Origin of the sequence: Microbispora amethystogenes (assembly GCF_016863015.1) — a bacterium.
Lineage (GTDB): Bacteria > Actinomycetota > Actinomycetes > Streptosporangiales > Streptosporangiaceae > Microbispora > Microbispora amethystogenes.
Map to the genome: position 1 here is coordinate 22,374 of NZ_BOOB01000030.1, position 20,556 is coordinate 42,929.

General features: G+C 71.9%; 20 protein-coding genes. 7 read left to right on the forward strand and 13 right to left on the reverse strand.

What is annotated here, in order from left to right; genetic code table 11:
- Window positions 1-39: 39 nt before the first annotated feature.
- The 4 genes from Mam01_RS20595 to Mam01_RS20610 form a co-directional block, all read right to left on the reverse strand.
- Entirely contained in the window at window positions 40-3,030 is a 2,991-nt protein-coding gene (locus Mam01_RS20595; protein ID WP_239101472.1) for a UPF0182 family membrane protein, read from the reverse strand.
- Window positions 3,031-3,281: 251 nt separating this feature from the next.
- Entirely contained in the window at window positions 3,282-4,334 is a 1,053-nt protein-coding gene (locus Mam01_RS20600) for a YlbL family protein (RefSeq protein WP_204286879.1), read from the reverse strand.
- 28 nt (window positions 4,335-4,362) lie between these two features.
- Complete coding sequence (locus Mam01_RS20605; RefSeq protein WP_150938051.1) at window positions 4,363-4,791, reverse strand: molybdenum cofactor biosynthesis protein MoaE; 429 nt, start codon at window positions 4,789-4,791, stop codon at window positions 4,363-4,365.
- Between the two features lie 71 nt (window positions 4,792-4,862).
- Complete coding sequence (locus tag Mam01_RS20610) at window positions 4,863-5,933, reverse strand: NAD-dependent epimerase/dehydratase family protein (protein WP_204286881.1); 1,071 nt, start codon at window positions 5,931-5,933, stop codon at window positions 4,863-4,865.
- 82 nt (window positions 5,934-6,015) lie between these two features.
- On the opposite strand from Mam01_RS20610, the gene Mam01_RS20615 reads away from it, so the two are divergent.
- The 3 genes from Mam01_RS20615 (at window position 6,016) to Mam01_RS20625 (ending at window position 8,942) form a co-directional block, all read left to right on the forward strand.
- Entirely contained in the window at window positions 6,016-7,299 is a 1,284-nt protein-coding gene (locus Mam01_RS20615) for a zinc-dependent metalloprotease (RefSeq protein WP_373868711.1), read from the forward strand.
- A gap of 30 nt (window positions 7,300-7,329) precedes the next feature.
- Window positions 7,330-7,872 (forward strand): NUDIX hydrolase, encoded by a 543-nt coding sequence (locus tag Mam01_RS20620; protein ID WP_204286882.1) that lies wholly within the window; start codon window positions 7,330-7,332, stop codon window positions 7,870-7,872.
- Window positions 7,873-7,943: 71 nt separating this feature from the next.
- Window positions 7,944-8,942 (forward strand): endonuclease/exonuclease/phosphatase family protein, encoded by a 999-nt coding sequence (locus Mam01_RS20625; RefSeq protein WP_204286883.1) that lies wholly within the window; start codon window positions 7,944-7,946, stop codon window positions 8,940-8,942.
- 21 nt (window positions 8,943-8,963) lie between these two features.
- On the opposite strand, the gene Mam01_RS20630 is transcribed toward Mam01_RS20625, so the two are convergent.
- Both Mam01_RS20630 and Mam01_RS20635 read right to left on the reverse strand, forming a co-directional pair.
- A complete protein-coding gene (locus tag Mam01_RS20630) occupies window positions 8,964-9,566 on the reverse strand; it encodes a glycosyltransferase family protein (protein ID WP_239101473.1) in 603 nt (200 codons plus the stop codon).
- Entirely contained in the window at window positions 9,560-10,075 is a 516-nt protein-coding gene (locus tag Mam01_RS20635; RefSeq protein ID WP_204286884.1) for a M48 metallopeptidase family protein, read from the reverse strand. The genes Mam01_RS20630 and Mam01_RS20635 overlap by 7 nt, the downstream gene beginning before the upstream one ends.
- A 200-nt stretch (window positions 10,076-10,275) precedes the next feature.
- Between Mam01_RS20635 and Mam01_RS20640 the strand changes: the two genes are divergently transcribed.
- Window positions 10,276-11,358: a ThiF family adenylyltransferase gene (locus Mam01_RS20640; RefSeq protein WP_204286885.1), complete on the forward strand. Its 1,083-nt coding sequence runs from the start codon at window positions 10,276-10,278 to the stop codon at window positions 11,356-11,358.
- Between the two features lie 119 nt (window positions 11,359-11,477).
- On the forward strand, window positions 11,478-12,821 hold the full coding sequence (locus tag Mam01_RS20645) for an ABC1 kinase family protein (RefSeq protein WP_204286886.1): 1,344 nt from the start codon (window positions 11,478-11,480) through the stop codon (window positions 12,819-12,821).
- Window positions 12,822-13,048: 227 nt separating this feature from the next.
- Here the strand turns inward: Mam01_RS20645 and Mam01_RS20650 are convergent, their stop codons facing one another.
- From Mam01_RS20650 to Mam01_RS20675, 6 genes are all read right to left on the reverse strand, one after another.
- Complete coding sequence (locus tag Mam01_RS20650) at window positions 13,049-13,690, reverse strand: hypothetical protein (RefSeq protein ID WP_204286887.1); 642 nt, start codon at window positions 13,688-13,690, stop codon at window positions 13,049-13,051.
- Window positions 13,691-13,926: 236 nt separating this feature from the next.
- Window positions 13,927-14,094 (reverse strand): hypothetical protein, encoded by a 168-nt coding sequence (locus Mam01_RS20655; RefSeq protein WP_191910369.1) that lies wholly within the window; start codon window positions 14,092-14,094, stop codon window positions 13,927-13,929.
- A gap of 52 nt (window positions 14,095-14,146) precedes the next feature.
- Window positions 14,147-14,410 carry a WhiB family transcriptional regulator gene (locus Mam01_RS20660; protein ID WP_111697892.1) on the reverse strand — a complete coding sequence of 88 codons (264 nt, stop codon included), beginning with the start codon at window positions 14,408-14,410 and terminating at the stop codon, window positions 14,147-14,149.
- Window positions 14,411-14,531: 121 nt separating this feature from the next.
- Window positions 14,532-14,840 (reverse strand): hypothetical protein, encoded by a 309-nt coding sequence (locus Mam01_RS20665; RefSeq protein WP_204286888.1) that lies wholly within the window; start codon window positions 14,838-14,840, stop codon window positions 14,532-14,534.
- A gap of 141 nt (window positions 14,841-14,981) precedes the next feature.
- On the reverse strand, window positions 14,982-15,878 hold the full coding sequence (locus tag Mam01_RS20670) for an acyl-CoA thioesterase (RefSeq protein WP_204286889.1): 897 nt from the start codon (window positions 15,876-15,878) through the stop codon (window positions 14,982-14,984).
- A gap of 27 nt (window positions 15,879-15,905) precedes the next feature.
- The gene (locus tag Mam01_RS20675; protein ID WP_239101474.1) at window positions 15,906-17,960 is read right to left on the reverse strand and encodes an ATP-dependent DNA helicase UvrD2; all 2,055 of its coding nucleotides are present in this window, start codon (window positions 17,958-17,960) and stop codon (window positions 15,906-15,908) included.
- A gap of 128 nt (window positions 17,961-18,088) precedes the next feature.
- Here Mam01_RS20675 and Mam01_RS20680 point away from each other — a divergent pair, with 128 nt between their 5' ends.
- Together Mam01_RS20680 and Mam01_RS20685 are read left to right on the forward strand one after the other, a co-directional pair.
- On the forward strand, window positions 18,089-19,138 hold the full coding sequence (locus Mam01_RS20680; protein WP_239101475.1) for an alpha/beta hydrolase: 1,050 nt from the start codon (window positions 18,089-18,091) through the stop codon (window positions 19,136-19,138).
- A gap of 156 nt (window positions 19,139-19,294) precedes the next feature.
- Entirely contained in the window at window positions 19,295-19,534 is a 240-nt protein-coding gene (locus Mam01_RS20685) for a mycoredoxin (protein ID WP_150938033.1), read from the forward strand.
- 3 nt (window positions 19,535-19,537) lie between these two features.
- Here the strand turns inward: Mam01_RS20685 and nudC are convergent, their stop codons facing one another.
- Entirely contained in the window at window positions 19,538-20,452 is a 915-nt protein-coding gene (nudC, locus tag Mam01_RS20690; protein ID WP_373868712.1) for an NAD(+) diphosphatase, read from the reverse strand.
- Between the last annotated feature and the right edge of the window lie 104 nt (window positions 20,453-20,556).

The following is a 20,556-nucleotide window of genomic DNA, read 5'->3' on the forward strand; positions in this document are numbered from 1 at the left end:
GAGCCCCGCGCCCTGACGGGCGCGGGGCTCCGGACGGGCTCAGCCGCTGGGCGCCGGGGTGGGAGCGGCGGCCGTGGGACTGCCACTCGGACTCGCGCTCGCGCTCGGCGTCGCGCTCCCGCTCGGGGCCGGGGTCGCCGTCGACGACGGCGTTCCCGCCTTGAGCTTGGCCAGGTCGTCCAGCGCCTTCTTGAGGGCGTTCTGCGCGTCGCCGTACGCCTTCCAGTCGGGCGTGGTGCCCGACAGCGCCTTCTGCGAGTCCTCGAACGCCCGCTCCGCCCGGTCGAGCGCGGACGAGAGCGCCGAGGAGTTGGCCGGCTGCTGATTGGCCTGGTCCGGCTGCTGGTTGGGCTGCTGCTCCGGCTGCTGTTCGGGCGTCTGCTCCGGCGGCGTGGCCACCGTGCCGCCGAACACCTGCTGCAACGCCTCGCTCAGGTTGTCGCCGAAGCCGACCTTCTCGCCGAACAGCACGAGGACCTTTCGCAGCGTCGGATACTTGCCCGAGCTCTCCGCACGCGGCTGGATGTAGACCGGCTCGACGTAGAGCAGGCCGCCGCCGAACGGCAGCGTGAGCAGGTTCCCGTACAGCACGTCGGTCGCGCCCGCGGTGCCGCGCAGCAGGTTGAGCCGCTCCGAGACCGTGGGGTTCGACTCGAACAGGTTCTGCGCCTGGGGTGGTCCCTGCACCGCGGTCGTGCTCGGTAGCTGCAGGATCTCCAGTTGCGGGTTCGGCGTCGCGGCGGTCGCGTCGACCGCCATGAACGCCGCCATGTTCTGCCGCTGGTTGGGCACGAACGTGGTCGTCAGCGAGAACCGCTCGGTGTCGCTGCCCGGCATCTTCATCGTCACGTAGTACGGCGGCTGCTTGCTCTTCTGGGTCGCCGGGTCCTCCGGGACCTTCCAGAAGTCCTGCGCGCCGAAGAACGCGTTGGCGTCGGTGACGTGGTAGGAGGTCAGGATCTCCCGCTGGGCCTTGAACAGGTCGGCCGGGTAGCGCAGATGGTTGCGCAGGTCCTGGCTGATCTCCGAGGCCGGCTTGACGACGCCGCCGAAGGCCTTCCGCCAGGTCTGGAGGACGGGGTCCTTCTCGTCCCAGGCGTAGAGCGTGACCGTGCCGTCGTAGGCGTCCACGGTGGCCTTCACCGAGTTGCGGATGTAGTTGACCTCGTCCCTGGGCACCTGCGGCACGCCGAGCCGGCTGCTCTGGACGTCCGTGGTCAGCGACTCCAGGCTCTTGCGCTCGGAGTAGGGATAGGAGTCGGAGGTCGTGTACGCGTCCACGATCCACACGATGCGGCCGTCCACCACCGACGGGTACGGGTCGCGGTCCAGGGTGAGGAACGGCGCGACCTGCTGGATGCGGTCCACCGGCTCACGGTTGTAGAGGATGCGCGACTCGGGGTTGATGTTGGAGTTCAGCAGCAGGTTGGTCTCGCCGTACTTCACGGCGTAGAGGAGGCGGCGGAAGAAGTTGCCGACCGAGACGCCGCCCTTGCCCTCGTAGGTGCTGTTGACCTGGCCCGTCTTGTTCTGCTGGTCGTCGCCCTGCTGTCCCTGCTGGGGATAGTCGAGCTCGATCGGCTTGGCCGACTTGGGGCCGCCGACGATCGAGTAGTCGGGCGAGTTCTCCCCGAAGTAGACGCGGGGCTCGTAGTCGCCGAGGTCGCCGACCGGCGGGATGTCCTTCTCGCTGAAAACCGGCAGGCCGCTGCTGTCCACCTTGTTGCCCGGCGCGGCGACGAACCCGAAGCCGTGCGTGTAGACGAGGTGGCTGTTGATCCAGTTGCGCTGGCCCTCCGGCGGGAGGCCGATCTCCCGGACCGCCACGACGGTGTCGCGCAGCTTGCCGTCGACCGAGTATCTGTCGATGTCGAGCTGCTCGGGGAACTGGTAGTAGCCGCGGATCTGCTGCTTCTGCTGGAAGGTCGGCGACAGCAGGCTGGGGTCGAGCAGGCGCATGCCGGGGATGGCCGACGCCTCGGTCTGCAGCACGGAGGCGTCGGTGTCGGTCTTCGCGCTGTATTCCGTCACCTTCGCCGTATCGACGCCGTACGCCTTCCGGGTCGCGTCGATGTTGCGCTGGATGTACGCCTGCTCCTTGCTCTGCTGGTTCGGCCGCACCTGGAACTGCTCGACGAGCGAGGGATAGACGGTGCCGATCAGCACGGCCGACAGGACGAGGAGTCCGAACGCCGCCCCCGGCCACATCCCGCCGGGCCTGATGACGCCGGCGAAGAAGATCAGCGCGCAGATGATGGAGATGGCGGCGAGGATCCCCTTGGCCGGGAGCACGGCGTGCACGTCGGTGTAGGAGGCGCCGAAGACCTTGCCCCGGTCGGAGAAGACCAGGCTGTACCGGTCGAGGAAGTAGGCCGCGCCCTTGAGCAGGACGAACACGCCGAGCAGCACCGACAGGTGGACCCGGGCGGCCCGGGTGGCGTGCACCCCTCCGGGCGAGGAGATGCGGAAGCCGCCGTACAGGTAGTGCACGGCGGTGGCCGCGATGATCGACAGGATCACGGCGGTGAACAGGAAGTTCAGCAGCATCCGCAGGAACGGATACGTGAACATGAAGAACGAGAGGTCGAGCCCGAACTGGTCGTCCTTCTGGCCGAACGGCGTGGCGTTGGCGAACAGGAGCCAGGTCTTCCACTGCCCGGCCGTGGACGACCCGGTGAACAGGGCGAGGACGCCCATGCCGACCAGGAAGACCAGCCGCCGGTGCGGGTCGAGGGCCACCCGGTAGCGGTCGGCGCCCTGCGGCGCGCCGAACATCCCCGGGCCGAACATCGGGCGGGTACGGTGCGCGAGCACCATGTTGCCGCCCACGATGACCAGCATCAGGGCGGCGCCCACGACGAACAGCAGCACCTGGGTGAGCAGCATCGTGGAGAACACCGAGGAGAAGTGCACCGAGTCGTACCAGAGGTAGTCGGTGTAGATCCCCGCGAAGACGAGCAGTAATACGACGATCGCCACCAGGGCGATCAGTACGGGTATCAGCAGGCGCGGCCGTCGGGGCAAGCGCACCGCCCGTCCGGCTCCGGGGCTCCGGAAGCTCAACGCTCAACCCCTTGTCTCGGATTGTCGGAAACTCAGATGGGTGTCAGATTGTCGCGGCGCAAACGGTCCGTGCTTGGAAACCTACACTGCGGGGAGCGTGCGCGCGGTAACGGATCTGATCGTTATGGCGGCGCCACGTCGCCCTCGGACGAACGCGGAACGAACGCGGGCCGAGAGCGGAAGGGGCAGGTCAGCCACCCCGCGAGCCTGCCGTACGGTCAGGCGGCGGGGCAGGCGGGCACCTCGCCCGAGTGGTCACGCAGCGCGTCGATGGCCTTGACCGCGCTTTCGAGGGTGTCGGCCCGCACCAGGCGCAGCCCCTCGGGCACGGCCTTGACGGCGTCGGCGCAGTTGTCCGCGGGGGTGAGGAACACGGTGGCGCCCGCCCGGCGCGCGCCGACCATCTTCTGCTCGATCCCGCCGATGGGACCGACCGTGCCGTCGGCCCGGATCGTGCCGGTGCCGGCGATGGACATGCCGCCGGTGAGCGCCCCCGGGGTCAGCTTGTCGTAGATGCCCAGCGAGAACATCAGCCCGGCGCTGGGCCCGCCGATGTCGCCGACGCTGATGTCGACCTTGAACGGGAACCGGTAGCCGCTCGACTGCTGCATCGTGACGCCCACGATCGCCGCGCCGTCCTTGCCGGCGATGGTGGACACCGGGATCTGCGTCTCCGATTCCCCACGCTTGACGGTGAACGTCACCTGTTCGCCTGGCTTGTGCTTGCGGACGGCTCCCGCGACGGAGTCCAGCGCGGTCGCCGGGGTGCCGTCCACCGCGGTGATCTCGTCGCCGGGCTTGAGCTTGCCGTCGGCGGGCGCCCCCTTGTTCGTCGAGGCGACCTTGACCGTCCTGCCGAAGGGGATCTTCAGCGCATTTAGCGCGGCGGCGGTGGCCGACTCCTGCGAGGTGGCCATCTCCTGGGTGTTCTGCTGCTCCACCTTCTCCGGAGTGGAGGTCTTGGGGAACAGCGATTCCTCCGGCACCACCGCGACCGTGGAGTCGAGCCAGCCGCGCAGCGCGGTGACCAGGTCGAGGCGGTTGCCCGGCCCGCCCTGGTAGGCCACGGTGACCATGCTCAGTTTGCCCTGCGTCGGGTACGTCTCATGACCCGAGATCGAGATGACCGGCTTGCCCTTGACGTCGCCGATCGTGTTCTCCGTCGGCCCGGGGCTCAGCACGACGTACGGCACCGGGACCATGGCGCCGATCACCGCGAACGCGAGCGCGAGGAAACCCGCGACCAGCAGGGTCAGAGCGCGTCGGGACATGAACGAACTCTATGCGTTCCGGACGGCGCTATTCGCAGGCACCGACCCATTCGGCGCCGCCGTCGGCGAACACCTGGTGCTTCCAGATGGGCACCTCGTGCTTGAGATCGTCGATCAGCCTGCGGCACGCGTCGAAGGCCTCGGCGCGGTGCGGGCAGGCGGCGGCCACGACCACGGCGATCTCGCCGAGTCGCAGGTCGCCCACCCGGTGGACCGCCGCCAGCGCCGTCACCTGGTGATCGGCGGCCACCTTCTCCGCGACCCTGCGCAGGTGCTCCTCCGCGGACGGGTGCGCCGAGTACGACAGGAGCGTCACCGGCCTCCCTCCGTCCTGCTCGCGCACCGTCCCGACGAAGACCGCCGTGCCTCCGGCCGCGTGGTCCTCGACGGCGCCCAGCACCTCGTCGACGGACAGGGGGGTGTCGCGGATCCCCAGCAATCGGATGACGTCCACCATCCCGAGGGTAGTACGTGATCCTCGCGTGACCGGGGGTCGGGACCGGAGACCCGCCTCGATCCGCACCGGGGTCAGGTGCGGCGCTTGCGACGGGCGGCGCGGACGATCGCGGCCGTGCCGATGACCGCCACGGTCGCGCCGGCGGCGGTGATCGTGGCCTCCTTGCCCGACAGGCGGCGGCCGACGACCGCGTGCCTGCCCTGCACCAGTTCGAGCAGTTCGCGCAGGGCCGCCTCGTTGGACCAGACCGGCTTCCAGCCGGCCTCCCGCAGCGCCACACCGTCGACCACCCAGGGATAGACGACGTAGTGCAGGTCGGTGGCCGCGGTCGGGGTGATGCCGAGCCGGTGCAGCCGCTGCGCGGTGCCGAACGTCACCCCCGCCGGAAGCTCGAACCGTTTCAGGCCCGAGATCTCCTCCACCTGGTCCATCTCCAGCCAGCCCTCGGAGCCGACCGCCACCACCCCGGAGACCCGGCCGAGCGCGGCGGCCTCCAGCGCCGATACCAGGTCGTCGACGTGGCAGAACTGCCAGCGGGGCAGGCAGCCTTTCACCACAAGCAGCCGGGGCGCCTCGAAGTGGCGGGTGATGACGGTGTCGACGCCCGGCCCGACCAGGGCGGCGGGCCGCAGCACGGTCACCTCCAGGCCGGGATGCGACCGCAGCGACCGGCGTACGAGTGCCTCGATCTCCAGGTGGTCGCCCACCAGGCCGGTGTCGGGCTCCGCCGCGACCGGGGCGTCCTCCGGCAGCGGGACCGGGTTGTCGGCGGCGGCGCCGTACACCATCGCGCTCGTGACCAGCACGACCCGGCGCACCCGCGCCGCCGCGCAGGCCGTCAGCACGGTCTGGGCGGCCCGGATGTTGTAGCGCCGGCGCTCGGCGGCGTCGGTGTCGAGCGACTCGTCCGCGCCGAGATGCACCAGGACGTCCACGTCGGAGATCCGGTTCGCCAAGAGCGGATCACGAATGTCGAGGACTCGCCAGGTGACGTCCTGGACGTCTCCGCGCTGCTCGTCGATCGCCACGACGCGGCGGAAATCCGCAGACGAGGCCACTTTCGCGAGGAACGCCCGGCCGAGACCGGAGGCGGCGCCCGTGACCGCGACGACGGGGGGACGCAGGCGTTTCGAGGTAGGCACGAGGTCCTCACTTTGCACTGATCCGCCCCACGGCGGCTAACGTGGCGGTTGTGGACTCCTCCATCCTGCACGAGGTGGCGCGGTGACTGACCTGCCAGGTCGCGAAAACGACCCCAACGACAATCCGTTCGCCATGTTCGGCAGTCCGGAGCAGATGGCCGCGGCCATGCGGCAGTTCGCCGACATGCTGTCGGCCTCGCCGGAGGCCGGGCCCGTCAACTGGGACATGGCGAAGAACATCGCACGGCACGCCGTGGTCGCCGAGGGTGATCCGAGCGTCATGGAGGGCGAGCGGCGGCAGATCGCCGAGGCCCTCAACCTGGCCGACCTGTGGCTGAACGAGGTGACCCCGCTGCCCGGCGGCGTGACGGCGCCCCAGGCCTGGAGCCGGTCGGAGTGGATCGAGAAGACGATCCCGGTGTGGAAGCAGCTGTGCGATCCGGTCGCCGCCCAGATGGTGGAGACGATGGGCGGCACGCTCGGCGCCGCCGGTCTGCCGCCGGAGGCGCAGGCCGTGGCCGGACCGCTGATGGGCATGCTGAAGCAGATGGGCAGCATGATGGTCGGCCAGCAGATCGGCCAGGCCCTCGGCTCGCTCGCCCGGGAGGTCGTCGGCTCCTCCGACATCGGCCTGCCCCTGTCCGACACCGCCGCCCTGCTGCCCGGCGGCGTGGCCGCCTTCAGCAAGGGTCTGGAGACGCCCTCGGACGAGATCCGGCTCTACCTGGCGCTGCGCGAGGCGGCGCACCACCGCCTGTTCCAGCACGTGCCGTGGCTGCGGGCGCACCTGCTCGGCGCGGTCGAGGAGTACGCCCGGGGCATCACGGTCGACGTGTCCGCGCTGGAGGAGAAGCTCCAGGGGCTGGACATCAGCAACCCGGAGCGGATCCAGGAGGTCCTGGGCGGCGGCGAGCTGCTCAAGCCCGAGGAGACCGAGCGGCAGAAGGCCGCCCTCGCCCGCCTGGAGACCGCGCTGGCGCTGGTCGAGGGGTGGGTGGCCACGGTGGTGGACGCCGCCGCCGAGGGCAAGCTCCCGTCCGCCGCGGCGCTGGCCGAGACCGTACGGCGCCGCCGCGCCACGGGCGGGCCGGCCGAGCGGACCTTCGCGACGCTGGTGGGCCTGGAACTGCGGCCGAGGCGGCTGCGTGAGGCGGCCGCCCTGTGGAGGGCGCTCGGCGACGAGCGCGGCGTCGACGGCCGGGACGCCGTCTGGGGGCACCCCGACCTGATGCCCACGGCCGACGACCTCGACAACCCCGAGCCGTTCGTGAAGGGCGGCACCGCGTTCGACCTGTCCGCGCTGGAAGAGCCGGGCGAATCCGGCGAAGCGGGGGAACCCGGCCCTGGCCCGGAGAGCGACCGATAGAGGCCCGCGGCGGCCGGTAGGCTGCGCCGGGTGAGCCTGAATCGTGACGCGCAGGCCGTGCTGACCGGGTGGACGGCCCCCACTCCGGAAGAGGAACGGCTCCGTGTGGACTTCCTCGCGCACCTGGACGCCCACGAGGACGCGATGTGGCGCCAGTGCGTGCCGGGGCACCTGACGGCGACCACCGCCGTCCTCTCCCACGACGGCGCGCGGGTGCTGCTGACCCTGCACGCCAAGGCCGGGATGTGGCTGCCGATGGGCGGGCACTGCGAGGTGTCCGACACGACGCTCGGCGAGGCCGCCCTGCGCGAGGCCACCGAGGAGTCGGGCATCCCCGGGCTGACCCTGCTGGACGGCCCGCTCGCCCTCGACCGGCACAAGGTGTGGTGCCACCCGCCGCACAGCTGGCACCTGGACGTCGAGTACGGCGCGGTCGCGCCGCCGGGGGCCGAGGCGGTGATCAGCGACGAGTCGCTCGACCTGCGCTGGTTCCCGGTGGACGAGATCCCGGAGCTGAGCGACGAGGCCACCCGGCGGCTGGTCCGCCGCTCCCTGGCCCTGCTGCGCGCCTGACAGGCGTTCCGCACCGTACGCGCACGTCAGCGTTACGCCCGCTTTCGACGGCGTTCATTAGGGTCGGGTTCATGACCAAGGTGGACGTGGGCGGTGAGATCGTCGTTCCGCCCCGCCGGAGGCTGCGGGTCTCCCCTCCGCTGGCGTGGATCACGGTGACGCCGTTCGCCCTGTGGGCGGTGGCCCGGCTGGCCGGGCTCGACGCCGCCGGTGCGGGGGTCGCGCTCATGACCGGCACGCCGTACGTCGCCGCCGCGTCGGTGGTGGCGGTCCTGGCCGCGCTGAGCAGCCGCCGCCGGCCCGTGATCGCGACCGCGGTCGCGACGACGGCCGCGCTGGCGGCCGTCGTCCTGCCCCGGGCGATCGGATCAGCGCCCGCCACCACCGCCACCGGGCCGACGCTGCGAATTCTCACCGCCAACCTCTTCTACGGGGTCGGCGACGCCGAGGCCGTGGTCGGCCTCGTCCGCGGGCTGCGTCCGGACGTGCTCACCACGCAGGAGCTCACGCCGCAAGCCGTCGAGGCGCTCGACGCGGCCGGCCTCGGCGGGCTGCTGCCGTACCGGCATCTGGAGGACGCCCCCGGGGCGTCCGGCAGCGGAATCTACTCGCGTCACCCGCTGACCAGGCTGCCGGGCTTCGCGCCCGCGGGCGGCCATCGCATGCCGCGGGCCCGGATCGCCCTGCCCTCCGGGCCGCCCGTCGAGATCGTCGACGTGCACACCCTCTCGCCGGTCGAGCACGACGTGGCCCTGTGGGCGGCCGACCTCGCGGCGCTGCCGTCCGCCTCCCCCGGCGTCGTACGCGTGCTGGCCGGCGACTTCAACGCCAGCCTCGACCACGCGGCGCTGCGCGCGGTCCTCGCGCGCGGGTACGCGGACGCGGCCGGCGCGACCGGGCACGGCCTGGCGGCCACCTGGCCCGCGAACAGGCGGTTCCCGGCGCTGATCACGATCGACCACGTGCTGTACGACCGGAGGGCGGCGGCGGTGGACACCGGCGTCCACACCGTCCCGGAGAGCGACCACCGCGCGTTCTTCGCCGAGATCCGCCTCCCCGGACACCTGTGACGGCACCGGCCGTCGTGAAGGTCACATGAGCAGGGCGCGGGTGTTGTCCCAGCCTTCGAGGCCGGGGTCGAGGCGGGCCACGTCCTCCGGCTTCCGCAGGCGGTGCCAGCCGGGACCGGTGGCGACCATGCGCGGCCCCGGCGCCCTGCGGCGCATCGCCGCGACGACGTCCGGCTCGTCGAGGTCGGGCGCGGCCCAGCCGGGAACCGGCAGGCGGGCCGCGACGGCCACGGCTCCGCCGCCCTCGGCCGGGCAGACGGCGAGATCCGCCCGGCCCAGCTCGCGGAACAGCTTGCCGATCAGCAGCGGCGGCAGGTCGGGGGCGTCACCGCTGACGACGACCGCCTCGTCCGCCGTCTCCACCCCCGCTTCGTTCAGCGCGGCCAGCGCCGCGAAGGCGCCGGTGGGCGAGCCGATCGGCAGGACCGGCGTGCCCGGCCAGGCGATCTCGGCGAGCCCCGGCACCCCGGCCGACAGGATCACCGGCCGCACGAGTTCGAGCCCGGCGATCATCTCGTAGGTGTCCTCGGCCATCGCCGTCAGGAACTCGGCCGGGTCGACGCCGGGCGGAGCCGCGCCGGCCATGCCGGGAGTGACCAGCACCGCGACTACGCGGGTCAACATTCCTCCGTCGAACCGTTGGCCGCCATCGAGAAACCCTCGAGGAACCCCCTGGCACGTTCCGCGCGAGGGTAGCGCTCGACCAGCGCCCAGAAGCGCGGTCCGTGGCTCGGCACGAGCAGATGGACGAGCTCGTGCATGATGACGTAGTCGACGACCCAGGCCGGCATGCCCCGCAGCCGCATCGAGAGCCTGATCGTGCCGTGGTCGGGCGTGCACGAACCCCACCGGTGGAGCTGGTTCTCCACCCATCGCACACTCGCCGGGACGGCCTTGCCGTCCAGGTAGCGCGCGGACAGCTCGCTCGCCCGTTCCAGGAGGTCGTCGTCGCTCGGACGTCTTCGCTGCTCCTTGGCCGCAAGCCGGTCGAGCATGCGGCGTACCCACTGCTCCTCGTCGGTCGTGCTCAGACCGGCCGGAAGCAGCACGATGGTCTTGTCGCCATCGCGGTACGCGGAAACGGTTCGCCGCCGTCGTGCGCTCCGACGAACCTCGACTGTCTCGGGGGGCACATATGAAAGGTAGCCGACAGACGCCGATTTCCACAGGGGGTGGTACACGTTCTCCCTGGTCAATCGGGCGAACGTTACCTTGCGGGCGTGGAAGTTACGGGGTTGCGGATGTTCACCAACCTCGATCACCCCGGTAATTATCCACAGCACCGGCGGTTCCGGCTCCGGGCCGCGCCCGGTTGTGCCAAGGTCTGCCGACTATGGGACAGACCATTCGACCACGCCTCAAGCCCGTCCTGCGCAGAGTGGAGCGGGACGGCGGCACGCTGCAGTTCGGCGTCCACCCGCTGCGGGCCGTCGTCCTGACCGGTGTCGAACCACCGGTCCGCCGCCTGATCGACGGGCTCGACGGCACCCGCACGCTCGGGCAGGCGGTGGCCGGCAGCGGGCTGGACGAGGCGTCCGCCCACGAGGTGGTCGCCCGGCTCACCGCGCACGGTCTCATCGAGGACGCCGCGACCCGGCCCGGCCCGCTCGCCGATTTGCCGCCGGCCGAGCGGGACCGGCTCCGCCCCGACCTGGACAGGCTGTCGCTGACCTGCTCCGACGGCGGCGTGAGCGGCCTGGCCGCGAGGCGGGCGCCCCGGGTCCGCGTGTACGGCGCCGGCCGGGTGGGCGCGCAGGTGGTCACGCTGCTCGCCGCCGCCGGGGTCGGGCACATCTGCGTGGTCGATCCCGCCGCGGCCGGGCCGGGCGACGTGGTCCCGGGCGGTCTCGGCCGGTCCGACACCGGCATGTCCCGGGAGGACGCCGCGGTGCTGGCGGCCCGGCGGATCGCCCCCGGCGTCAACGCCTGGCCCGGCCGGGCCGCCTCCCGCCTCTCGGACGGCGGCGCGCGCCCCCACCTCGTGGTCCTCGCTCCGACCACTCCGCTCAGCGCCACGCTGGTCGGCGAGATCGTCGCCTCGGGCGTGCCGCACCTGCTCGCCTGCGCCTTCGAGGGGTACGGCTCGACGGGTCCGTTCGTCGTCCCCGGGCTCACGCCCTGCCTGCGGTGCCTCGACCTCGCCCGCCGCGACCGGGACCCGTCCTGGCCGGTGGTCGGCGCCCGGCTCGGGGGTTATCCCGCCGGTGAGATCGCCTGCGACGTCGCCCTGGCCTGCCTGGTCGCGGCGCAGGCGGCCGGTCAGGCGCTGGCCTACCTCGACGAGGGCAGCGTGCCGGGCGGCCTGACGGAGGTGTCGCCCGGCTGGCGCTGGCGGCACCGCCGTCTCGACGCCCACCCCGGATGCGGCTGCCTCGGCGACGACGTCGCCGGCCTCCACAAGGAAGATCGGGCATGACTGTGACGAATGACACACCTGACGGATTCCTCGCCCGCCGTTGGCGTCCCCGGGCCCTGGAGGGGGATACGAACAGGGAATTGTGGTCGAAAGGCCCCGCCATCGCTAAGAATGGTTGAGTGAGTGACGTTCCCCACGGTGCCGTGACCCGCTCGGCAAAGCTCGCGACGCTCCCCCTCGGGTTCGCCGGCCGTACCGCGCTCGGACTGGGCAGGCGGATCGGCGGCGCCTCCGCGGAGATCGTCGCCCAGGAGATCCAGCGCCGCACGGCCGACCAGGTCTTCAAGGTCCTCGGCGAGCTCAAGGGCGGCGCGATGAAGCTCGGCCAGGCTTTGTCGATCTTCGAGGCGGCGTTGCCACCCGAGGTCGCCGGGCCGTACCGGGCGACGCTGACGCGGCTGCAGGACGCCGCGCCGCCGCTGCCCGCCTCCGTCGTGCACCGGGTCCTGACCGAACAGCTCGGCGACGACTGGCGGGAGAACTTCCTCGAGTTCGACGACAGGCCGAGCGCCGCGGCGTCCATCGGGCAGGTGCACCGCGCGGTGTGGCACGACGGCCGCGAGGTCGCCGTGAAGATCCAGTATCCCGGCGCGGGCAAGGCCCTGATCTCGGACTTCAACCAGCTCTCGCGGCTGGGCAAGCTGTTCGGCGCACTGCTGCCGGGCCTGGACCTCAAACCGGTGCTGGCCGAGCTCAAGGAGCGGGTGGCCGAGGAGCTCGACTACTTCAAGGAGGCCGAGGCCCAGCAGGCCTTCGCCGAGGAGTTCCGCGACGACCCCGACTTCCGCGTCCCGGCGGTCATCGCCGCCAACGAGCAGGTGCTGGTCACCGAGTGGATGACCGGGACCCCACTGTCGAAGATCATCACCGACGGCACGCAGGAGGAGCGCAACCACGCGGGCCTGCTGTTCGTCCGCTTCCTGTTCTGCTCTCCGGCCCGGGTGGGGATGCTGCACGCCGACCCGCACCCCGGGAACTTCCGGCTGATGGAGGACGGGCGGCTCGGCGTGCTCGACTTCGGCGCCGTCAACCGGATGCCCGGCGGCCATCCCGTCGCCTTCGGCCGGCTCACCCGCATCTTCAACCAGGGCGACATGGACACCGTCGTGCGCGGACTGCGCGCGGAGGGCTTCATCCGCCCGCACATCGAGGTGGACGTCGACGCCCTGCGGGCCTTCCTCGCGCCGTACGTCGAGCCCACCCGCGTGGAGGAGTTCAGCTTCAGCAGGGAGTGGCTGCGCGAGCAGGCGGCGAACGTCGCCGACCTTCGGCCGAACAACGTGGTCCGCCAGCTCAACCTCCCCGCGTCGTACGTGCTGATCCACCGCGTGCACGCGGCGGGCGTGGGCGTGCTCTGCCAGCTCGGCGCGACCGCCAGGTTCCGGGACGAGGTCGTCCGCTGGGTCCCCGGCTTCGCCGACGACCCCGGCGCCCCCGAGACCGCCCCCCTCGCCCTCGGCTAGCGGAGGGTCCTGGCCGAGTCGGTCACTGCGCCGGAAACCCCCGGCCCTCCCTTGGCCAAGTCGGTCACTGCGCCGGAAACCCCCGGCCCTCCCTTGGCCAAGTCGGTCACTGCGCCGGAAGGAACCTCCGGTCCTCGCGAAGCCCGCTTCGCTGGGCCTTCGCCTGCGGTCCTCGCTCCCTTCCGCTCCGCTCCCTCCAGCCCCGCGAAACGTCGGCGGACAGCGACCTAGCCTGCGTGGGCGTGGCCGCCGCGACCCTCGACGGCCCGCAGGGTCTGGTTGATGACGCAGCGGTTGATACCCCGCCTGCAGTTGCCGTTGACGGTGTTGGTGAACACGCTGACGCTCGACACCTGCTGGATGCCGGCGAACGTGACGGCGCTGTTGGCCGCCGGAGCGTTCACGTTGCGCCGTCCGGTCGCGACCTGCCGTGCGGGGCTGCCGATGCTGGGCGAGTTCGAGGTGCCGGTGCCGCCGGTGCTCTGCGTCGCCCCGCGTCCGTGCCCACCGCCGTGATCATTGCCGTGATCATTGCCGTGAGCGCGGGCATGAGCGTGGCGAGCTGACCGCAGGCTCGGAGGGACCGGCGCGGCGCCGGCCGCCGGCACGGAGAGAAGCGGCAGGCTGATGACGATCAGGCCGGCGGCCACCAGACCCGCGGCGATCGAGCCAGTAATCGAGCCGGTGCCAGGGCCGACAATCAGGTCGGTGCTCTGGCCGGTGATCGAGTCGGCGACCGGACCGGTGCTGGGGCCGGTGATCTTGGTGGGGGGCGGCTGCCATGGTGTGGTGGTGGGGCCGGGGAAACGTCTCGCCCTGTCGCTCATCCGCATCCCGTCCGCCGCTCGCCCCGCCATTTCGTCCGCCATCACCTGCCACCCGCCGTCGCTTCCGCCCGGCGTCGTGAACGGCCGTCCGGCTCATACCCAGCGGCCCGGAGCACCTCCCGCGGCAGGCGCTCTGCTGCGCGGCCGATGACTCAATCTTTGCGACAGGCCGGGTTAGATGCCCGATATGGGCGAAGGCCCGGGCCGTTCACCCTGGCCCGGGCCTTCTCTGTTCACTCTGATCTGGTCAGTCTGGTCTGGTCACTCTTATCCGGGCGTCAGACGCGCGCCAGCGCGGACCTCAGTCTGCGGGACGCGCGCTCGACCTCCCGGCGCGCCTTCTCGACGCTCCTGACCCGGCCGGCGAGCCGCTCCTGCTCCGCCTCGCGGTGCAGGGTGCGTATTCGCTCGTCTACCAGTTCTTGATGCAGATACATGGTCGTCATGGGGGCGATGTTCATTTCGGTCGGTTTCCTTCCGGAGTGGATGCCGTGCGGTTCAGGCGGCGACAGGGGTCTTGCGCGGGCGCCCACGGGGACGCTTGCGGGGTACGACGACCCCCCGCAGGATGAGCTCCCCGCCCCAGACGCCCCACGGCTCCTCGCGCTCCAGCGCGCGGGCCAGGCAGGCCTTCTGGATCGGGCAGCCGCCGCAGAGCGCCTTGGCGAACTCCACGTCCTCGGGGGACTCGGCGAACCACAGGTCGGGCTCGGTACGGCAGGGGATTTCGGCTTCGATCAGGTCCATGACCGGGGCCGCCATCTGCGTCACCTCTTCGAGTGTTTCTGGTCTGGTGTCCTCGTTACGGGGTGTGGATTCGTGGCCGACAAACAAGAAGGCCGCGGATCCTGGTGCGGATCCGCGGCCCGGAGAGGGAGACCGGTCAGGGTATGACTGGTTCTCTCCAGGCGTGGTGCGGACCCTGGGCGGCGCCGCCGCGAGCGGCGGCGCGGATCTGCTCATCACCCATCGGCCGGTTCACATACACCGGAAGGTGGGTGGGCGTGCTGTGGCCGGTGCGGCCGGCGAACGCGCCGAAGGCGGCCGAGCCCGCGACTCCGCTCACCGGAGCCAGGGCGGCGACGGCCTCGTCACGCCGCAGTTTCACCGGCGTTCCAGCCGGCGTGGCAGTCGACGCGACAACGGCGGCCGGGCGCGCGGAGACGAGCCACAGCACGCGGGACGTCGTCATGTTCCTCACTGGACTCACCTCCGATTCCTGTGCGCTCTACTGTTCGCTGTGCGTTCTCGCCGGGCAGAAGCGTCCGGCTGACTTGTCCAAGACCCTAAACCGCCGCAGCAGACCGGGCAACCTATTTTCTACCTGCGATTTTCACGACTTCGTGACACGAGGATGTGGCTCCGGAGACACCCGGATCAGACACTCCTGGACCACGGAGACGACGAGTTCCCCCGAGGGGGTGAACATCTGCCCGCGGGCGAGCCCCCGCGCCGCGCCGGACCAGGGCGACTCCTGGGCGTACAGCAGCCAGTCGTCGGCCCGGAAGGGCCGGTGGAACCACATGGCGTGGTCCAGCGACGCGCCCGACACGGCGGAGGACCCCCAGGCGAGCCCGTGCGCCAGCAGCACGGTGTCCACCAGCGTGAAGTCGCTGGCGTACGCCGCGAGCACGATGTGCAGCAACGGGTCGTCGGGCAGGTCGGCGTCGTACCGGAACCACACGCGGTTCTCCGGGGTGACCAGGCTCGGGTCCTTGGCCGCCTCCCAGGGCAGCGCGTTGACATACCGGGCGTCGACCGGGCGCGGCTTCGACAGCAGGTCGCGCCACCCCGGCTCGTCGCCGAAGACGTCGCGCATCCGCTCCTGGAAGGTCGGCAGGGTCTCGGGGGCCGGCGCCTCCGGCATCTGAGCCGCCTGGTGGCTCACGCCCTGCTCCTCGACGTGGAACGACGCCGACATCGAGAAGATCGCCTTGCCGTGCTGGATGGCCGTGATGCGCCGGGTGGTGAACGACCGGCCGTCCCGCACCCGCTCCACGTTGTAGACGATCGGCACGGCGGGGTCGCCCGGCCGGATGAAGTAGGCGTGCAGCGAGTGCACCATGCGGTCGCCCGGCACCGTGCGCCCGGCCGCCACCAGCGCCTGCGCCGCCACCTGGCCGCCGAAGACCCGCTGGAACCGCTCCTCCGGGCTGCGCCCCCGGAAGATGTCGAGCTCGATCTGCTCCAGGTCGAGCAGGTCGAGCAGCTCCTTCAGGGCCGAGTTCACGGGAGGCCTCCAGCGCGGGCGGGGGAATTACTCGTCGGTAACACTATCGTCGCCGCGGCAGAGCCCCAGGACCGCGTCACCGTACCGGTCAAGTTTGACGCGCCCGATTCCCGCGATCGCGAGCAGGTCCTCCTCGGCGGTGGGCACCCGCTCCGCGATGGCCTGCAGGGTGACGTCCGTGAAGACGACGTACGCCGGGACCTTGGCCTCCTTCGCCGCCGCCGTGCGCCACGCCTTGAGCCGTTCGAGCAGCGCCTCGTCGTAGTCGGCCGGGCAGGTCGCGCACCGGCCCAGCTTCTGCTCGGCCGCGACGGACAGCGTCTTGCCGCAGATCCGGCAGTGCAGCGGCGCCGCCGCGGCGCGCCTGCCCCTCCCCCCGCCGGCGGGCCGCTCGGCCCGGCTCACGCTCGCCGTACGCGGGGAGAGGCCGTCGAGGAACCGGGACGGCTTGCGGGCACGCCGCCCCCCGGGTGACCGCGCGAGCGCCCACGACAGGTGCAGGTGCTCGCGGGCCCGGGTGACGCCGACGTAGAGCAGCCGCCGCTCCTCCTCGACCTGGTCCGGCGTCTCCGCGTAGACGATCGGGACCATGCCGTCGGTGAGCCCGACGAGGAAGACCGCGTCCCACTCCAGGCCCTTGGCCGCGTGCAGCGAGGCGAGCGTCACGCCCTCGACCGGCGGCGCGTGCTGCTCCGCCGCCCGGCGCTCCAGTTCGCCGACGAAGCGGGGCAGGTCGGCGCCCTCGGCCGCCATGTCCTCGGCGAGGTCGGCGAGGGCCTTGAGCGACTCCCACTTCTCCCTCGCCTTGCCCCCTCCGGGCGCTTCTGCGGTCAGCCCGATGCCCGAGAGGATCGCGTGTACGGCGGGCGCCAGCGGCTCGTCGCCCGCCGACCGCGCGGCGCCGCGCAGCAGCACCACGGCCTGGCGCACCTCGGGGCGCTCGAAGAACCGATCCGCCCCGCGCAGCAGGTAGGGCACGCCGGAGTCGCTGAACGCCTGCTCGTACGCCTCCGACTGGGCGTTGATCCGGAACAGCACCGCGATCTCGCGGGTCGGCACGCCGTCGGCCATCAGCTTCTTGACGGTGAGCGCGACGCCGAGGGCCTCGGCCTGCTCGTCGTCGTACTCGGTGAAGACCGGTTCGGGACCGTCCGGCCGCTGGGCGACCAGTTCCAGCCGGTGCGGCGAGCGGGCCATGACCCGGTTGGCCAGCGTGACCACCTGCGGCGTCGACCGGTAGTCGCGCACCAGCCGGATCACGGCCGCCGAGGGATGCTCGACGGCGAAGTTCGTCAGATAGTGGGGCGTCGCGCCGGTGAACGAGTAGATCGTCTGGTTGGGGTCGCCCACCACGCACAGGTCGTCGCGCCCGCCGAGCCACGTGTCGAGCAGCAGCTTCTGCAGCGGGTTGACGTCCTGGAACTCGTCGACCACGAAGTAGCGGTACTGCTGGCGGATCTGCGCCGCGACCTCCCGGTGCTCGGTCATCACGGCCGCGGTGAGCTCCAGGATCGTCTCGAAGTCGATCAGGTTCCGCTGGCGGCGCAGACTCTCGTACCCCTCGTACAGCCGCGCGACCTCCTCGGGGGCGATCGGCGGGGTGCGCCGCGCCTTGACGGCGGCGGCCGGGTAGTCCTCCGGGCCGACCTGGGTGACCTTCGCCCACTCGATCTCGCTGGCGACGTCGCGCAGCTCACCGCGCTCGGGGTTCCTGCGCAGCCGCCGGGCCGCCTCGATCAGCAGTGGCAGCTTCGACTCGACCACCTGCGGCGGGTCGCCGCCGATCACCCGGGGCCAGAAGTAGCTGAGCTGGCGCAGCGCCGCCGCGTGGAACGTGCGGGCCTGCACCCCCGGTGCGCCGAGGCGGCGCAGCCGCTGCTTCAGCTCGGCCGCCGCACGGGTCGTGAAGGTGACGGCGAGGACCCCCTGCGGCTCGACGACCCCCGTCTGCACGGCGTACGCGATGCGGTGGGTGATGGCACGGGTCTTGCCGGTGCCCGCGCCCGCGAGCACGCAGACCGGTCCGCGCACCGCCTGGGCGACCTCGCGCTGCTCGGGATCCAGACCGTCGAGGACGTCCAAGGAGCGGCTCCCAACATGCGTGGCGGACGTTGTTACTGGCATCATCCTTGCAGCAGCAGACCGAGCGTGTCCCATGGACCGGTCGGGGCACGACGCGACAGCGACGCGACATCGGGGAGGATGACGCCGTGGGAACCGCGGTCCGAACTGCCATGGGCATGGGCGCCGCCGCCCTCGCCGCGCTGATGCTCACCTCACCCGGCGCGCGGGCCGCCACCTCGGCCGCCGCTGTGACCCCCGCTGTGGCCCCCGTCGGCAACCCCGCGCCGCAGCCGTCGGCCACTCCGGTTCCGTCCGCCTCCCCCGTGTCATCGGCGTCGGCCACGCCGTCCGGGTCGGCCACGCCGCCCACGCCGTCCGCCACCGCCTCGCCTTCGGCGTCTCCGACCCCGCCCGCCGGCGCGAGGATGCACACCTACTCATACGGCCCGCACCCCCGCCAGATCATGGACGTGTGGTGGCATCCCACCGGCCCGCGGCGTCCCGCTGTGTTCGTCGTCCACGGCGGCTGGTGGTCGGGGGGCGACAAGAAGTACATGACGTCGGTCACCCGCTACTACGTCCAGCAGGGTTACACCGTCGTCAACCTCGACTACCGGCTGTCGGGCGACGCGCCGTGGCCGGCCCAGCGCACCGACGTCCTGTCCGCCGTCGCCGCCGTGCGCAGGCACCCGGCCCTCTTCAACACCGACCCCGGGCGCTACGTGCTCCTCGGGTTCTCCGCCGGCGGTCACCTCGCCGCCGCCGTCGGCACCTACGGCGACGGCCGGCCCGGCCTGCGCGGTGTCGTCGGGATCTCCCCGCCCGTCTCGCCGCTCTCGGCGTACGAGGACGGCACCGCGTTCGGCACGTACGAGCAGCGCAAGCTGCGCCGGGCGGCGGTGCGTCTGGCGGGCGGCTGTTCCCCGGCCCGGTGCCCGCGTGTCTGGTCGAGCATGGAGGTGCCGTTCCACGCCACCCCCGGCGACGCGCCGATGCTCGCGGTCCACTCGGCCGACGAGTTCGTGCCGCCGTACCAGAGCGAGGTGCTCAAGGAGTCGCTGGAGAACGTCGGGGTCCCGATGACCGTCAAGACGATGGCCGGCACCTTCCACAGCGCGCCGCTCTACCGGGAGCCCGGGGTCGCCGAGACCGTGCGGGCGTGGATCGCCGCCCGGCTGGCGCAGCCCGCCCGCTGAACGCCCGGCCCGACCGCCTCCCCTGACCGATTGACCGGATCGGGCCGCCGAGAACAGCCGGGGAACAGCCGGCGCGTCCGGGATGTTGCCATGACTGCCCAAGCAACGCGTTGCCCATGAAGTTGCCCCATGAAGTGGCCCAGGAAAGGGACGAAGATGGCGCTCACGGTTTACACCACGAGCTGGTGCGGCCCCTGCAAGCGGCTGAAGAGCCAGCTCACGCGCGAGGGCATCGCCTACAGCGAGGTCGACATCGAGCGCCACCCGGACGCCGCCGAGTTCGTCATGAGCGTGAACAACGGCAACCAGGTCGTGCCGACCGTGGTCACCGACTGCCACACCATGACGAACCCCTCGGTCGCCGAGGTCAAGCGGCACCTCCAGGGCGCCTGCTGACCTCTACCGGCCGGAGTCGGGGATCGGCCCGCCGTACCAGGTCTCGATCATCCGCCGGGCGATCGAGACCTCGGGCGGCAGGAGCAGCTCACCCGACCGCACCTGGGCGTCAAGCTCCGCCCGGGACAGCCAGCGGGCCTCGGCGATCTCGTCCAGGTCGGGGCGCAGGTCGGTCGTGACGGCGCGGGCGAAGAAGCCGAGCATCAGGCTACGCGGGAACGGCCAGGGCTGGCTGCCCAGATAGCGCGGGGTGGCGACGGCGACGCCGACCTCCTCCAGGACCTCGCGCACCACCGCGTGCTCCAGCGACTCGCCCGGCTCGACGAACCCGGCGAGCACCGACATCCGGTTCGCCGGCCACGCCGGGCCACGCGCCAGCAGGACGCGGCCCTCGTCGTCGTGGACCAGCATGATCACGGCCGGGTCGACGCGGGGGAAGTGCTGGCTGCCGTCGCGCGGGCACACCCGCATGTGCCCCGAGGCCGTCACGTCCGTGGGGCCGCCGCACCTGGGGCAGAACTCATGGGTGGCGTGCCAGGCCTCCAGGGCCACCGCGTAGACGAGCAGCCCCGCGTCGCGGTCGTCGAGCAGCACCGCGGCCTCCCGCAGGCCGGCCACGTCGCCGGCGCTCCGGGCGGGCTCGGGCAGCGGCGCGTTGACCGCGAAGTAGGGCACGCCGTCCTCGTCCACGCCGAGGAGATAGCGCGTGCCCTCCGGCGCCTCCGCCGGAGAGGTGAGCACCAGCGCCGCGCCGTCGGTGAAGCGGCTGATCAGCGTGCGGCCGTCGTGGACGAGGAGGACCCTCGTCTTCTCCGCCTCCCAGGCCCTTCGCAGCCACTCCTCGTCGCCGCGCAGGGCCGCCGATCGGTCGATGGCGCTCCGCGCGAGGAGCAGGGGGCCGAGCAGTCCGTCCGCGATTTCCACGCCGTCATCCTTCCACTGGCGCCGCCGCGGCAATCTCCCCGTCAAGCCCGTTCCTCGCGTCACCGCGCTAGGATGCACTCACTTAGGTTAGCCTTACC